The sequence below is a fragment of the Streptomyces sp. NPDC059452 genome (genome assembly GCF_042750035.1).
GTDB lineage: Bacteria > Actinomycetota > Actinomycetes > Streptomycetales > Streptomycetaceae > Streptomyces.
Genome location: NZ_JBHYVE010000007.1, coordinates 1 through 14,503, shown reverse-complemented (window position 1 = coordinate 14,503; position 14,503 = coordinate 1). Strand labels below are relative to the sequence as shown.

The 14,503-nt window shown below is 68.9% G+C and carries 16 protein-coding genes and 1 pseudogene; 9 read left to right on the top strand and 8 right to left on the bottom strand.

The window, feature by feature from the left end:
- The first annotated feature begins 41 nt into the window (after positions 1 to 41).
- Positions 42 to 2,021, top strand: coding sequence for a serine/threonine-protein kinase (locus ACFW9Z_RS12100; RefSeq protein WP_384638308.1), 1,980 nt, complete (start codon positions 42 to 44; stop codon positions 2,019 to 2,021).
- Here ACFW9Z_RS12100 and ACFW9Z_RS12095 read toward each other — a convergent pair.
- A complete protein-coding gene (locus tag ACFW9Z_RS12095; RefSeq protein ID WP_384638306.1) occupies positions 2,003 to 3,364 on the bottom strand; it encodes an MFS transporter in 1,362 nt (453 codons plus the stop codon). The two genes, ACFW9Z_RS12100 and ACFW9Z_RS12095, sit on opposite strands and share 19 nt — an antisense overlap.
- Before the next feature lie 113 nt (positions 3,365 to 3,477).
- Here ACFW9Z_RS12095 and ACFW9Z_RS12090 point away from each other — a divergent pair, with 113 nt between their 5' ends.
- Positions 3,478 to 4,071, top strand: a complete 594-nt coding sequence (locus ACFW9Z_RS12090) for a CGNR zinc finger domain-containing protein (RefSeq protein ID WP_384638303.1) — start codon at positions 3,478 to 3,480, stop codon at positions 4,069 to 4,071.
- Positions 4,072 to 4,153: 82 nt separating this feature from the next.
- On the opposite strand, the gene ACFW9Z_RS12085 is transcribed toward ACFW9Z_RS12090, so the two are convergent.
- The 5 genes from ACFW9Z_RS12085 to ACFW9Z_RS12065 all read right to left on the bottom strand — a co-directional run bounded on the left by ACFW9Z_RS12085 (position 4,154) and on the right by ACFW9Z_RS12065 (position 7,354).
- Positions 4,154 to 5,143 (bottom strand): hypothetical protein, encoded by a 990-nt coding sequence (locus ACFW9Z_RS12085; RefSeq protein ID WP_384638300.1) that lies wholly within the window; start codon positions 5,141 to 5,143, stop codon positions 4,154 to 4,156.
- Positions 5,140 to 5,649, bottom strand: coding sequence for an NUDIX domain-containing protein (locus ACFW9Z_RS12080; RefSeq protein ID WP_384638298.1), 510 nt, complete (start codon positions 5,647 to 5,649; stop codon positions 5,140 to 5,142). Before ACFW9Z_RS12080 ends, ACFW9Z_RS12085 begins: the two co-directional genes overlap by 4 nt.
- Positions 5,650 to 5,780: 131 nt before the next feature.
- Positions 5,781 to 6,623, bottom strand: coding sequence for a Scr1 family TA system antitoxin-like transcriptional regulator (locus ACFW9Z_RS12075; protein WP_384638295.1), 843 nt, complete (start codon positions 6,621 to 6,623; stop codon positions 5,781 to 5,783).
- Positions 6,613 to 7,137, bottom strand: a complete 525-nt coding sequence (locus ACFW9Z_RS12070) for a DUF6879 family protein (RefSeq protein ID WP_384638292.1) — start codon at positions 7,135 to 7,137, stop codon at positions 6,613 to 6,615. The genes ACFW9Z_RS12075 and ACFW9Z_RS12070 overlap by 11 nt, the downstream gene beginning before the upstream one ends.
- Positions 7,121 to 7,354, bottom strand: coding sequence for a hypothetical protein (locus tag ACFW9Z_RS12065; RefSeq protein WP_384638289.1), 234 nt, complete (start codon positions 7,352 to 7,354; stop codon positions 7,121 to 7,123). The genes ACFW9Z_RS12070 and ACFW9Z_RS12065 overlap by 17 nt, the downstream gene beginning before the upstream one ends.
- A 59-nt stretch (positions 7,355 to 7,413) precedes the next feature.
- Here ACFW9Z_RS12065 and ACFW9Z_RS12060 point away from each other — a divergent pair.
- From ACFW9Z_RS12060 to ACFW9Z_RS12050, 3 genes and pseudogenes are all read left to right on the top strand, one after another.
- Positions 7,414 to 7,596, top strand: a pseudogene (locus ACFW9Z_RS12060) (hypothetical protein); the annotation flags it as partial.
- An 86-nt stretch (positions 7,597 to 7,682) separates the two neighbouring features.
- Positions 7,683 to 8,174: a hypothetical protein gene (locus ACFW9Z_RS12055; protein ID WP_384638286.1), complete on the top strand. Its 492-nt coding sequence runs from the start codon at positions 7,683 to 7,685 to the stop codon at positions 8,172 to 8,174.
- A complete protein-coding gene (locus ACFW9Z_RS12050; RefSeq protein ID WP_384638283.1) occupies positions 8,171 to 8,518 on the top strand; it encodes a transcriptional regulator in 348 nt (115 codons plus the stop codon). The genes ACFW9Z_RS12055 and ACFW9Z_RS12050 overlap by 4 nt, the downstream gene beginning before the upstream one ends.
- Positions 8,519 to 8,566: 48 nt before the next feature.
- Here the strand turns inward: ACFW9Z_RS12050 and ACFW9Z_RS12045 are convergent, their stop codons facing one another.
- The gene (locus ACFW9Z_RS12045) at positions 8,567 to 9,037 is read right to left on the bottom strand and encodes a hemerythrin domain-containing protein (protein WP_384638280.1); all 471 of its coding nucleotides are present in this window, start codon (positions 9,035 to 9,037) and stop codon (positions 8,567 to 8,569) included.
- Positions 9,038 to 9,387: 350 nt separating this feature from the next.
- Here ACFW9Z_RS12045 and ACFW9Z_RS12040 point away from each other — a divergent pair, with 350 nt between their 5' ends.
- Positions 9,388 to 10,536, top strand: coding sequence for a methyltransferase domain-containing protein (locus ACFW9Z_RS12040; RefSeq protein WP_384638277.1), 1,149 nt, complete (start codon positions 9,388 to 9,390; stop codon positions 10,534 to 10,536).
- Between the two features lie 46 nt (positions 10,537 to 10,582).
- On the opposite strand, the gene ACFW9Z_RS12035 is transcribed toward ACFW9Z_RS12040, so the two are convergent.
- Complete coding sequence (locus ACFW9Z_RS12035) at positions 10,583 to 10,918, bottom strand: hypothetical protein (RefSeq protein WP_384638834.1); 336 nt, start codon at positions 10,916 to 10,918, stop codon at positions 10,583 to 10,585.
- 228 nt (positions 10,919 to 11,146) lie between these two features.
- Between ACFW9Z_RS12035 and ACFW9Z_RS12030 the strand changes: the two genes are divergently transcribed.
- The 3 genes from ACFW9Z_RS12030 to ACFW9Z_RS12020 all read left to right on the top strand — a co-directional run bounded on the left by ACFW9Z_RS12030 (position 11,147) and on the right by ACFW9Z_RS12020 (position 14,406).
- Positions 11,147 to 11,983: a DUF5753 domain-containing protein gene (locus ACFW9Z_RS12030; protein ID WP_384638274.1), complete on the top strand. Its 837-nt coding sequence runs from the start codon at positions 11,147 to 11,149 to the stop codon at positions 11,981 to 11,983.
- On the top strand, positions 11,980 to 12,216 hold the full coding sequence (locus ACFW9Z_RS12025) for a DUF397 domain-containing protein (protein ID WP_384638271.1): 237 nt from the start codon (positions 11,980 to 11,982) through the stop codon (positions 12,214 to 12,216). Before ACFW9Z_RS12030 ends, ACFW9Z_RS12025 begins: the two co-directional genes overlap by 4 nt.
- 180 nt (positions 12,217 to 12,396) lie before the next feature.
- Positions 12,397 to 14,406, top strand: coding sequence for a YncE family protein (locus ACFW9Z_RS12020; RefSeq protein WP_384638268.1), 2,010 nt, complete (start codon positions 12,397 to 12,399; stop codon positions 14,404 to 14,406).
- The last annotated feature ends 97 nt before the right edge of the window (positions 14,407 to 14,503 follow it).

Genomic DNA, 14,503 nt, shown 5'->3' with positions numbered 1-14,503 from the left:
GGCGGCGCTATCCTCGTGCGGGCCGCAGGGGGAGGAAACACATGGACGAGCTCGGGCCCGACGACCCGCACCGCATCGGCGCGTACCGCCTCCTCGGCCGCCTGGGCGAAGGCGGCATGGGCCAGGTCTTCCTCGCCCGCTCCGAAAGAGGCCGCACCGTCGCCCTCAAGCTCGTCCGCCCCGAGCTCGCCGAGCAGCCCGAGTTCCGCGCCCGCTTCCGCCAGGAAGTCCGCGCCGCGCACCGGGTCGGCGGCGCCTGGACCGCCCCGGTCCTGGACTCCGACACCGAGGCCCCGATCCCCTGGGTCGCCACCGGCTACGTCGCCGGGCCCTCCCTCCACCGCATCGTCTCCGGCCGCCCCGGCGCCCCGGTCGCGGAATCGGGGGCGTACGGGCCACTGCCGATACGTTCCGTCCAGCTCCTCGGCTCCGGCCTCGCCCACGCCCTCCAGCACATCCACGGCGCCGGGCTCATCCACCGGGACCTGAAGCCGTCCAACGTCCTGCTCACCATCGACGGCCCCCGGGTCATCGACTTCGGCATCGCCCGCGCCCTGGAGCCTCTGCCCGACGGCGACCTGACCCGCACCGGCTCGATGATCGGCTCGCCCGGGTTCATGGCCCCGGAGCAGGTGCGCGGCGAGCGCGTGACGACGGCGTGCGATGTGTTCTGCCTCGGCTCCGTCCTCGCGTACGCGGCATCCGGCCGCCTCCCCTTCGGTACGGCCGACAGCGGCGGGGTGCACTCGCTGATGTTCCGGATCACCCAGGGGGACCCGGACCTGACCGGCGTCCCGGCGGAGCTGGCCGAGGTCGTACGGGACTGCCTGGCCAAGGACCCGGCCGCCCGGCCCTCCACCGACGAGATCCTGTCCCGGCTGGGCGAGCCGCAGGCCGACGAACCCTGGCTCCCCGCCACCCTCATCGCCCAACTGGGCCGCCACGCGGTGGGATTGCTGGACGCGGAGGACCCGGACGCCCCGCACTCCCAAAGCGGGCCGATAGCCGAGAACGGACCGCAGGCCACAGGCGGCCCAGAACCCCGGGACCGGCGACCGGAACCCGAGCACGGCCCCGAAGCCAAGGACCGCCCGGTGGACCCGCGACTTCCGGAAGCCCCCCGGCGCCCGGCCACACCCCCCGCACAGCCCTCCACCGCACCCACCACACCCACTCCCCCCTGCGTCCACGCCCTCCCCACCCAGGCAGCCCCCGGCCCCACCACCCCGGCTCCGCCCGCCACTCCCCCGGCGACCCCGACCCCACCCCCGTACCCCCAACAGCCATACCCCCAGCACCAGCACCACCAGCACCAGCACCAGCACCAGCAGCCCCAACACCAGGCCCACCACCCCCACCCCACGTACGCCCCCGCCCCCGTCTACACCACCCCGCTCCCGCCCTCGTACTTCGCCCCGGCCCCCGCGCCCTCGCCCACCCCGGAGCGCCGCTCCGCCGGGGCGACCATCGCTCTGGTGGCCGTCGCCGTGGTCGTCGCGATAGGGGCGGGCGGGTCCGTGTACGCGTTCATGAACAACGAGGGCAGCGGCACACCGACCACCCCGGGCCCGTCCGCCTCCGCCTCCACATCCGCCTCAACCGCCCCCTCGGCCTCCCCCTCCCCCTCGGCCTCCGCGAACGGGGCAGGGACGGACGACGAGGGTGCCGTCCCCGGCGACTTCCTCGGCACCTGGTCCGCCACCATCCCCGGCGACCGGGGCGCGTCCTCCAGGGAGCTGACCATCCGCCAGGGGGACGCCGGTGACCCGGTCCTCTCCCTCGTCGCCAAGGGCCCCCTGGCTCTGGGAGCCACGTACCACTGCGAGTTCACCGCTCCCCTGGCCACCCGCCCCGCCCCCGGCGAACCGGTCCGGATCGGCCCCTCCACCGTCTCCATGGGCAGACCGGCCTCCTCCTGCGCCCCCGGAAAGGCCACCGAACTGACCCTCCTCCCGGACGGCACCCTGCGCCGGGCGACGATCGGCTCGGGCGAGGTCCTGATCTACACCAGATCCGACTGAACCGACCGCACTCCGACAGGGGAAGGCGGGGCAGGACGCGTCTCCGCATCGCGGAGCCCCTGGGTGGTGACCCGGGAGGCGAGCGGGATCGCGGCGAGGGTGAGCCCGACCGCCGCGGCGACGAAGGCGGCGCGGATCCCGAAGCCGCGCCCGAGCAGGCCGCCGCCGAGGGCTCCGAGAGGGACGACACCCAGGACGATGAGGCGGTAGGCGGCGGTGACGCGGCCGAGGAGTTCGTCGGGGACCGCCGCCTGACGCAGGGTGCTGACGACGATCTGGTTCAGCGAGGTGGCGAGAGCGGCGCCGAACATGGCCGCCAGGGCCAGGGGCGTGCTGTGGCCCAGCCCGAGGACGGCGTAACCGGCGGCCGGGGTGAGGGCGGCGAGCCAGGTGGTGGGGCCGCCTCCGATACGAGGCACGATGTGTTCGGCGAGCAGGGAACCGGCGATGGCTCCGGCCGCGGGAACGGCGATGAACAAACCGTAGCTCGACATGGGCAGTTGGTACGGGCCGGTGATCAACAGGACGAGGAGCCCCCCGGTGGCCGCGCCGAAGAAGTTGATCGCCGCCGAGATGAACGCGACGCGGCGCAGCAGGTCGTGACGCCAGAAGTGGGCCCATCCGGAGCGGATATCCTGGGCAATGGTGGTCGGGTGGGAGCGGCGGGTCTCGTGCTCCCCGCCGGTCTCGTGCTCCCCGCCGGTCTCGTACTTCTTGCCGGTGGAGCGCAGCGCGGGCAGCAGCAGGGCTGCCAGAGCGGCGAGGGCGAACGCAGCCGCGCCGGTGAAGAAGGCCGCCGATGCCGCCACCGCGAACAGCGCCGCACCGGCAGGCGGCCCGACGAACGTGTTGATGACGGACTGGGTGGCGAACAACCTGCCGTTGGCGCGCTCCAGCTTCTCGCGGGGCAGGATGCGGGGCGGGACGGCCAGGGCCGCGTTGTCGACCATCGTTTCGGCGCAGCCCGCGATGAACACGGCGGCGTAGAGAAGTGCGACGTGGCGCCACCCATCGGCCAGGGCGAGGGCGAGCAGCGCGAACCCCACCGCCCGCAGCACGTTGCCGAGAACGAGTATCCGGCGTCTGTCCATACGGTCGGCCATCGCGCCGCTGGGCAGGGTCGCGAGCAGCCAGGGCAGGAACTGCACCACCGTCATGCCCGCCACGATCAGCGGGTCACGGGTCAGCGTGGCGACGAGCAGCGGTGCGGCTGCCTGCACCACCCCGTCGGCGAGGTTCGAGGACGCCTGGGACGCCCACAGTGCGGTGAACGGTCGGGGGGCGGCGACGGGCATGCTGGTTCTCCCCGTGGTGATCTCATGGGTGTTTTGCTGATTGGGCATGATGACAGGAGAATCACCTCACGTGCAACAATGGTTTTACCCATGAGATCGATCGACCTCACGGGCATGACAGACACGACGGACATGAACGCCTTCGCCGACGGGAGGAGCCGATGGTGAAGTTCGGCCACATCGCGGGTGACCGCATGCTCGACCTGGTGAACACCGTCGCCTGGCGGCTCGGCGGGCCCGAACGCATCGAGGCCCTGAAGACCTACTCCGACGTCGTCGAGTGGTGCCTCGAATCCGGCCTGATCAGTACGGATGAGGCCACGGCCCTGCACGACCTCGCCGACCGGGACGGCGCCCGGGCCGAGCGCGAGCGGACGCAGGTCGTCGAAGCGCGCGAGAAGGCCTACGCAGCCCTCTTCGCCGACGACCCCGAAGCCGCTGCGGACCTCGCGAGCATGTACCGTACGGCGATCGCCGCGGCCGACCTGGTCCGCGTGGGCGACCGCTGGCAGTGGCAGGACCGGGACACCGACCTCCGCCTGCCCCGCGACCGCATCGCCCGCGGGCTCCTGGCCCTCACCCAGCGCGACGACCTCGACCGCCTCCACCAGTGCGAGGACGCCAAGTGCGGCTGGGTCTACCTCGACACCTCACCGCGCCGGAACCGCCGCTGGTGCAACACGAAGGACTGCGGCGACCGCAACCGGGCCCGCACCTACTACGCCCGCCAGAAGGCGAAGGGGCACCAGCCCTGATGCGTCCACGGGTGCGTCACGGATTCATCCACACGCTCGTCCACCACCTCTCCAACGGCAACCAGCGCGAGCTGATCCTCACCTACGCGGTCAAGGCCGGTTCGAAGTAGCCCGGCGTGCGGAACAGGCCCATGAACGTTCCCGGGCCGTGGCGTTCGTCCAGCCAAGCCTCCAGCCCCGCCACGTCGCCGGTGATGATGGCCGCGAGCAACCGCGTGTGGCAGTCGCTCTCTTCGCCTGGGGTGAACTCCGCGAGGAAGTGGGCGTATCGGCGGTTCACCCTCTTCTCGTAGCCGCTGAGAGCTGCCGCGTACCGCGTCTGCTCCTCACTGCCCGGCACCTCCACCACGCGCTCGGCGTCTTCCTTCGTAAGCGTTCCCGTCACGTCCCGGAAGGCAAGCGCGTCAAGAATCCCTGAGGGCTCCGTGACACCGAACCGTGCAGCTGTCTGCCGGGTGATGGAACGCGCCTCCCTGTCGCACGCGCCCTCCATGACGATCCCGAGATTCCGCGTGTGGCGGCTTCCGCTCCGATCGGCAGCCGAGTAGGACTGCCCTGATGCGCGGCGGTAGTTGATGCCGTACTGCGTGCGTACGGGCATGCCTGCCACGTCCACGTACCGTCGACGCGATCCGTAGTGAAGGCAGTCATGGGCGTACGCACGCAGCAGGTCGAGGAGGGCTGATGCGGGGCGTTCGGGGTTCCGGCCCTCCATGGGCCCGTACATGGTGATGACGGCTGCCATCTGCACATGCCGGTATCCCTGGTCCGGATGATGGAACCCACCGAAGGCGCCGACGCGCGAGGATTCGCAGCCGACCAGCACGCGGTCGAAGGGCAGCATCTTCGTCAGCCCGTACCCGGCGTACCGGCGCTCGGCCGTTTCGAAGCCTGCGTGGAAAGGCGTGGTGTCGATACCATCGGCCGCCCACCGGCTGAGCGTTTCCGAGAGGGGCCGGAACACGTACGCGGGGTGTTTTCCCGTCAACGGGGAAGTGTCGGCACGCATGGCCGCCAGCCTCGCCATTGCCCTCGCACCCGTGACGGATTCGTTCGGGGCGAGTTCGGTCACATCATCGGCCCCATCGGTCCCGTCTGCCCTGTCTCCCCTGTCTGCCCCGTCTGCCCCGTCGATCCCGCTTTGACGAGTTGGACGTGGGACTCCTGCACCCCTTCCGGGAGCGCGTCCGGGCTGAACCATTTCGCCTCCAGAATCTCGAATTTGTCGATCTTGAGAGTTCCCCCCACGTGCAACGCCTCGTAGGCGATTTCCACGCGGAGCTTGTAGCCACTGGTTACCTGAACCAACCGACCTGGGACGACTTCGAGTCCGGTCTCCTCCTGGACCTCTCGCACGATGGTCTTCGGGAGCTCCTCGCTCTTGACCGCGTAACCGGTGGGAAGTCCCCATGGCCGGTCAGCGGGCCACATACGGTGCTTGAGGAGCAGAATTTCCCCCTCCTCGTTGCGCACCACACCCGTCACACCAATCATGAATTTTGCGTGCGCGAACCACAGGACACGCCATTGCAAAGGGCCTCGAATGAGCTTCCACACTCGGGCAATGATTCGCTTCACGGGCACCCCTTCGACAGGGCAAGCAGGGACGCGCTTGCGGTACTTGCTCAACCTGGGCCGTGGGATGCGGGTAACGGCCGGGCTCGTGAGCACATGGAAATGATGCCTCTGCCTGACCCCGGTCAGGCACCTTATTGGCGCTGTCGGGTAAAAATTCTGGACCATTCGGACAGCAACGCCCGGCATTCCTCACCCCACACCGCATGCTCTTCGTACCTGCCGAAGTCAGCGCGGTAGGCGTTCACGTCCCGGTGGTCCCGAAGCATCAACACCCCCGTCCCGGTTTCCACCGTGGCCAGGCGCCGATCGTAGACCGTGAAGGTGCTCAGCGGCCGTTCGGGGATATGGCCGGCGAGAGGGAGAACGCCCAGCCTGACGTTGGGCAGGCGGGAAACCGATGCCAATCGATCCAATTGCATGGCCATGGCCAGGGGCGGGAGAATGGGCCACCGGGCAGCCTGCTCGGTCAAGATGAAAGTGAACGACTTCTCGGAGTCGAGCAGGACCCTTTGCCGCTCAAGCTTCTTGACGATGGTCCTGGACTGGTCGCCGGAAACATCGGCGATGCTCGCCCGCACGTAGTCGGCTGTGGCGAGCAGGCCGGTGACCATGGAAAGCAGAAAGAAGCGGAACTCTTTGGTCGCCGCCTCCAGACGGGCCAATTCGTTCTGCTTCTTGTCCAGCCCCCTGCGGCGGGACGCCCAGTGATCCTGCCACTCCGTGTTGGCGGAGCGGGCGAGCGACAGGATCTGAGCAGCGGGCGCCCCTTCGGCCCCCAGGGCTTCAAGGATCAGCTCGACATCGACCATGGCGGGAGTCAGCTTCCCGCTTTCGATGTTGCTCACCTTGGTCTGGCTCATGTTGCAGCGCCTCGCAAGCCGGACTTGGGTCCATCCGGCCTTGCCGCGCTCCGCCTTCAGTGCTGCCGCCAGGTCCGACCTGGAGTGACCTAGGGATGCGGGATCAAAGGTCAATGCCCTTCACATACTCCTCGAAAGCAACCGACGCATCGACTGCGATCCGCTGGTATTCGAGGAACGGAGCAACGTCACCTTCGAACACTTCTCGGCTGATCTGACGACCGTCGGGGTGGTAATTCATGAGGACCACTTCGGAACGGTCGAACATCCAGAAATCCTGTATGCCCTCAAGGGGGTTGGACCGGTTCGTCACGTCGAGAATGCGAATCCGCTCACCGGCCAGCGAGTGCGCTTTGTAGTAGTGGTGGAACTCGAACCGGAGGTACTCGGAGAGCGGTCGGGTCAGCACATGGACCCGGCCCTGCTCCCGACCCTGCACGACTTGTCGGCGCAGACGGTCGGTGTACTCGTTCGACACGGTCGCCGGATCGATACGAGTACCGCCCCTGAACTCCTGGAACTCCTCAGCCTCCTGGGGCATGAGGTATTGGGGCAGAGTCTCCAGACGCCAGGCTTCCCGCTGGAACCCTTCGAAGCGGGCAGCCCACTCCTCACCAGCCAAGAGCACGAACGGCCTCCCTCAACGTCTCCTCCGGAATCTCCACAAGCCCTTCCCCGTCGGGCGCCTTGAAAGCATCTGACACGTCACCCTGAATCACGAACGATCCCGATACGGTCCGGTAGACGTTCGGGCAGTCGTCCTTACCGCACGGACCGCTGCCGCTGCCGTTGCCGTTGTTGCCGTTCCCGCTGCCGGTGAGCCGGGTCAGTTCCTCACGAGCCATGGCCGCGAACCCCCTCGGACGACCCCCTGCGGGCCGGTTCCACGACGGTACGAGCGGGGGCCCGGGCCGTCCATGCGGGAGCCCCAATATTCGCGTCATCGCATAAACGCGCCCTGGAGACCGAGCCCCACGACCGCGCCCTGACCGCCGAGGCGATCGCCCGGATCACGGCGGCGCCGCGGGGCGACTCGGGATCGGCGCAGGGCGGCGCATCGGGAGCGGCGGAGAACTCCCGGGCCTGAGGGGCCCCACAGGCCCGGACCAGCCACTTTCCGTACCGGAAACTCACCCCTTTCCACACCGGAAACCATCCACTACTCTTTCCGTCATGGAAACCAACGGGGTACGACCGACACCGGAGCAGGCCCGCTCCGCCCTAGCCGACACCGAGCAGGTCCGGGCCTCCGCCGCAGCGCTGTCGGCCACGCCGTGGCCGAACTGGTTCTTCGTCACGCTCACGCTCTACATCGCCGCGCTCCCGATCACGTACGGCGGCGCCCTGGCCGACACGGACTGGCTGCTGCCGGGCCCGGCCTGGACGGGCATCATGCTGGCGAGCACGGCGGTGTTCATGGCGCTCTTCGCCCTCGCGGCCAGGGCCTGGCGCGACAGGACCGGGGTGGCGCTCCGGCTGGACGTGCTGCCGAAGCGGGTGACCGTGCCGCTCATGGTGGGGCTGCCCGTGGTGCTGGTGGGGGCGGCGTTCGCGTTCCGCGCCACGGAGTGGGCGGGGTGGCTGATCGCGGCCTCGCTGATCGGTGCCGCCGTCTCCGTCGGCTTCCACCTCGCCTTCGTCCGGCTGCACAGGAAGACCGCGTGAGCACGGAAGACCGCATGCGCGCCGAAGACCGCGTGAGCGCCGAAGCCCCCGACCCGCTGACGGGCTTCGACGCCACGGTCCACGCCCCGAACCGGCTACGTATCTGCGCCCTGCTGGACACCGCAGGCGAGGCGGAGTTCGGCCTGGTGCAGCGACAGCTCGGGCTCTCCGCCTCCGTACTGAGCAAGCACGTCAGCGTGCTGATGGACGCCGGTTACGTCGAACAGCGCAAGGCCGTCCGCAACACCCGCCAGCGCGTGTGGCTCCGCCTGACCCAGCGGGGCCAGGATGCCTACCAGGGGCACCTCGCGGCACTGCGGGCGATCGTGGGCCCGCCGCAGTAAGACCTGTTCCCACACCCGTTCCCGTTCGCGTTTCCGTTCCCGTTCGCGTCACAGCGGTCCCAGCACCTCCCGGGGCTCGGCCGGCAGTTCCAGGGCTTCGAGCACGGTGAGCAGTTGCCGCTCCTCGTACCGGAAGTGGTTCTCCATGATCGCCGCGATGCCTTCGAGGTGCTGGTCGAGTTCCTCGGGCGGCGCCGCCCGCTCGACCGCCGCGCTGAGGCCGCTCAGCAGGTGGTCGATCATCGAGTGGTCCTGTTCGAGCGCACGCAGCACCGGACGCAACTCCGGATGTGCCGCCGCGATGGCCGGGAACAGGGTGCGGTCCTCGCCCCGGTGGTGGCCGTCGAGGGCCGTACAGAAACCGTGGCAGTACAACAGCAGTTCACGGGCGGCCGACTCCCCGGGAGTGCCGTCGGCGAGGGATTCACGAGTCAGGTGCAGCGCTTCACGCAGTCGTTGGTGCACCTGACGGAGTTCTTGGCTCCAGGCGACAAGCCTGGTCGTCTCGCGCTCAGTCACGCGAGGACGAAGGGTGCGACGAGTGCATCGTCGGGCTCCTTCGATCCGGCGCCTCCATGCCTGACACGGTCTGCCACCGGCACGCGACGCGGCTCACAGAGTAGCGCGCCCGTCGCCCCGACAACACCCCCTTCCCTTTCCGGCCAATCTCACCAACTTCCGGCAGAAGGGCACGAGCCGCACGGGATGCTGAGGTGTCCGCCGCTCACTCATCCGGCCAGGAGGTCATGATGGGCACACACGGCAAGCCGGCCCCGGACCCGTCGCAGGGCAAGCCGCCGCCCGGCAACTCGGACGGCCAGGTCCCGCCGTCTCCGCCGCCGACCGGCACCCGCCGGAAGTAGCCACCCGTGCTGGAGAACCACCGCCTGAACCTTCTGTCCGCGATGACCGAAGGGAATCTGTGGCCGACGGACTCGCCCTGGGTCCGCCGGGCCATGGAGTCGGTGCCCCGGGACCGTTTCGCCCCCGAGACCGTCTGGGTCTGGACGGGCGAGCGGTACGAGGCGGTCCACCGGGCAGAAGCACCGGAGGCGTGGGCCGCCGAGGTCCACCCCGGCCCGTACGGCTCGACCGTCACCCAGGTCACCGACGACATGCCGACCTCCAGCATCTCTTGCGCGGCCGTCGTGGCGACCATGCTGGACTCACTCGCCCTGGAGCCCGGACACCGCGTGCTCGAACTGGGCACCGGCTCCGGCTGGAACGCCGCCCTGCTCGCCGAGCGCGCCACACAGGTGACCAGCATCGAAATCGACGCCGAACTCGCCGCCCACGCCCGGCAGCGCATCGAGGCAGCCGGGCCCGGGGGTCGCGTACACGTCATCACCGGGGACGGAGACGGGGACGGCGGACCGCCAGGCGATGCGGTCTTCGACCGGGTCATCTCCACCTACGCCGTGGAGCACGTGCCGTGGGCCTGGGTGAAGCGCACGCGACCGGGCGGCCGCATCGTCACACCCTGGGGCCACACCGGGTGCGTTGCGCTCACCGTGGCGCAGGACGGCGCCTCGGCAACCGGCTGGGTACAGGCGCCCGCCCGCTTCATGCCCACCCGCCGCACAGAACGCCCGCCCTTACCGTTCGAACGCGTACGGGGCCGGGGCCGGGACATCGGCGGCGTACCGCCCGCGTTCCCCAGGCCCGTACAGGAGTTGTCCCACCCCGATGTGCTGTTCGCGCTACGTGTGCTGCTGCCGGACGTACAGATCGACACCAGGACCGACACCGGGACCGGGACCGATACACAGGCGGCCGCCTGGATCAGTGACGGTCGCTCCTCCTGGGCCGTCCTCGAACAGGCGAGTACCACGGCGAACGCACACCACGGCGGGAAACGGGACCTGGTCGACGAGGTGACCCGGGCCTGGTGCGTGTGGGAAGAGCGCGGGGCACCCGGGATGTACGACTTCGGGCTGCACATCACCGCCGACGCGCACCACGTCTTCACCGGCGACGACCCACACGGCCCGGGACCGGGCTGGAAACCTCTGGCCTGAGAAGGCCACAGCCGTGGACACCCGGGCCGCCCAGGCGTCACCGCTCTCAACAAAACAGCTGGTACGCCGCGTTGAACAGGATCAACGTGTGCACGAACCGCTCCGAGGACGTCGGCGGGTTCCGCCACGCGAGCGGCCAGGTCCGGCCCGACAGCGCCGGGACGGGTACGTAACTGATGCGGCCGGTCGCCGAGTTGAACGTCGTGACCTCGCGCGGCCAGGGACGGTACGCCGTCGAGCCCGGCGGCACCAGGAAGTACACCCCGCGCCGTCCGTTCGCCTCCGTGACCATCGGGCCGGGTTCGCCCTCGATGATCTCCTCCATCCGGGCTGCCAGCCGCCTCCCGTCGTCGCCGTCGACACGGACGGCGTCGAATTGCACGCCCGCCTTGCGGAGTTGGAATCCCGAATCCGGAACCCACTCGATTTTCAGCTCGCTATTTGATGCGTTCACAGGGCGAGTGTGACCCCGATCACCTAGCGTTATCCATAGCTGGCGAGGCTCGTCGTACACCCGTTGACCTGGGCGAACTTCGCTGTGAAGCAGTTGAGTTCGACGGTAGCGAGTAGTGACCGGTTGAGTTCGGTTGAGTCGAAAAGAGATCGCGTTATGGCAAGTGCGGAGAACAAGGAATCGGCCAGCCCGGCGGCGAAGCTGGTCGCCAAAGTGACGCGGATGCTGCGCGTCCAGCGGGAGTGGTCGCAGGACCGGCTGGGGGACGAGCTCGGCTATTCGGCGGCTGCCGTCAGCGCGATGGAGACCTGCGCGCAGCCCGCCAGTGACGCGATGCTGGTGGCGCTGAAGCGGGTCCTGAGCGAGGGCAGCGACGTCTTCGAGACGGCCCGGCTGTACATGCGGATGGAGCGGCTGCCCGAGCAGTTCCAGGACTACTCGCTGCTGGAACAGGCCGCGATCAGCCTCCAGCTCTTCGCCACCAACGTCATCCACGGGCTCTTCCAGACGGAGGCGTACGCTCGGGCGCTCATCGGGGGCGGATACCCGCCGCTCTCCGACGAGCGCGTGGAGGAGCTGGTGCAGCTGCGGATGGCACGCGCGCTTCTCTTCGACCGCAACCCGCTGCCCATGATCGAGATCATCATCGACGAGGCCGTCCTCCGTCGCGTCATCGGCAGTGAGGAGATCATGCGGGAGCAGCTGCTCCATCTCGTGGAGTGTGCGCGTCGGCGCAATGTCACGCTGCTCGTGCTGCCGCTGGACGCCGGAAAGCACGGCGAGTACGCGGCCGGTCATGGCGAAATGGACCTGATGGAGACTTCGGAGCATGAGCATCTCGTCTATCTGGAAGCGCAGGACGAGAGCCTGCTGATCACTGACCCCGCAAAGGTGAGCACGTACTCCCGGCGCTATGCGATGATCCGGGCACAGGCCCTGGGTCCTCGTGAATCGCTGGACCTCATCATGCGGTTGGCAGGAGTGAAGGAATGAGCAGCACCCTCCGGTGGTTCACATCGAGCTACAGCAACGCCAGCGGCGGCAACTGCATCGAAGTCGCCTTCGACTGGCGTACGTCCTCTTATAGCAGCGAGAGCGGCGGCGAGTGCGTCGAGGTCGCCGCCTGCCCCCACTCCGTCCACGTCCGTGACTCCAAGGTCCCCGACAGCCCCGTCTTCGCCGTCGCCCCCGACGCCTGGTCCACGTTCGTCACCTGGGCTGACTGAGCCACCCCCGTACGCTCCCGGCCCCGCCCCGGGCCGCGGGGCGTCGGAGCCGTAACGGGACCTAAATGGGACCGTGAGTGTCGCTGGCATGTCATACCCTGCGATTCGGGCCGCGCCCCAAACGCTTCTCTCATCTCGGGTGACGCGCGGCCCCTTCATACCGTGGGGGTATCAGCAACTGTGCGTACGCGCAGAATTCCGACCGCGACCGCGACGGCGTTCGCGGTCCTCTTCAGTTCCGTGGTGCTGGTCGGCGGGGCGGCGAGCCCGGCCGCCGCCGACAGCAGCAGAATCCTTCCTGCCGCCTCCGTGGGCGACATCGTCACCGACGGTCTGCACCAGCGGGTGTTCGTCAGTGACCCGGCGTCCGGCAAGGTCGTCGCCACCGACTACTCCGGCAAGGTCGTCGCCACGTTCGCCGCGCTGCCGGGCGTGCGGGGTCTTGAGCTCTCGCCCGACTCCACCACCCTGTACGCGGCCGTCCCCGGCGCCGACGCCATCGTCGCGATCGACACCGCCACGCTGAAGGAGTCCGCGCGGTACGACATCGGCGCGGACACCCGGCCGACGCACCCGGCCCTCGCGGGCGGCAAGCTCTGGTTCGGGTACGGCGGCTACGGCAGCGCCACCGGGGGCAACATCGGCTCGCTGGACCTGTCGGGCGAGGAGCCCGTGGTCACGCTGGACCAGGTCCCGGACCCGGACGGCTTCTGGCTCACCGCTCCGATCCTGGCCTCGACGCCTGGTGCGCCGACGACGCTGGCCGCCGGATCGGGGGAGCAGATCACGACGCGCGTGGCCGTGTACGACGTCGCCTCGGGAACAGCCTCGCAGACCGCGATCCAGCCGACCGGCACGAACCAGCTCCAGGACCTCGCGCTCACCCCGGACGGCAAGCAGCTCGTGGTCGCGAGCGGCAGCCGGGGGGAGCACCAGGTGTTCCGGACCTCCGACCTCGCCGCCCAGAAGAGCTACCCGACCAACTACGGCCCCAACGCCGTCGAGATCGCGCCGAACGGTACGGTCGCGGCGGGCATCAACGGCTGGTACGACCCGGACGTGTACATCTTCCCGAAGGGCGCCGCCAAGGCGGTACGCACGTACGACTTCCCCAACACCGGCACGCACAGCGGCTCCGACACCCTGGAGTCGGCGGCCCTGTCCTGGGCGCCCGACGGAAGCCGGCTCTTCGCCGTCACGGTGAACAGCCAGAACGTCCGCTCGCTGCGGGTCCTCACCAACACCAACAAGTCCGTCACCTCGCTGAAGGTCAACGCCCCGGCCAAGGCCACCCGCGCCAAGAAGCTGACCGTCAGCGGGAAGGTCACGGCCACCTCGGCGTTCCCGGCCGGCTCCAAGGTCACCGTGGTGCGGACGGACCTCGATTCGCCCAAGGGCAAGTCGCTCGGTACGAAGCCGCTGAACGCCAACGGCACGTTCTCCTTCACCGACACCCCGCCCGCGGGCGGCAAGGTGACCTACCGGGCCACCTACGCGGCCAGCGCCACGCACACCGCGTCGACCGGTATCGACGCCGTCACCGTCTCGCGCGCCGCGACCTCGCTGAAGCTGAACCGGAACAAGTCGGTCCACGCGTACAACAAGAACGTCACCTTCACCGCGACCCTCGGCAAGACGCACAAGAACCGCGTCGTCGAGCTGTGGGCCGACCCCTTCGGCGCCGACAAGCCGAAGAAGCTGGTCAAGAAGGGCAAGGTCAACTCCAAGGGCCTGCTCTCCGTCAAGGTCAACCTGAAGCGCGACACGACGGTGACCGCCGTGTTCGCGGGGGACAGCCGGTACGCGCCGAAGACCGTGAAGTCGACGGCGTACGCCAAGGTCAAGGCCTCGTTGAAGCTGTCGAAGCAGTACAAGACGGCGAAGATCGGGAAGACCTCGTACGCGTACTACAAAAAGAAGAAGAACCCCGACTTCACCACGACGATGACCTACTACAAGGGTCGCTACCAGCGGCTGAGCCTTCAGCTCAACTACCAGGGCAAGTGGTACGACGCGGGCCAGGAGTACTTCCCGCTCGGCACCAACGGCAAGTCGGTCGTGACGCTCGGAGGCCCCCACGACGTCGGCTACAAGATGCGCGTGCGTGCCTCGTACATCGACCGCGTTTCCGGTGACAACGTCAACTCCACGACGCACACCGGCTGGAAGTACTTCATCTTCACGAAGTAGGCCGTCGGGCCTTCGAACCGTCGAGCCGTCGTTACTGATCGACAGGGCGGGGGGGGGGGGGACAGAAGGGGCCGCCCCCCCCGGGGAGAGGGGACTC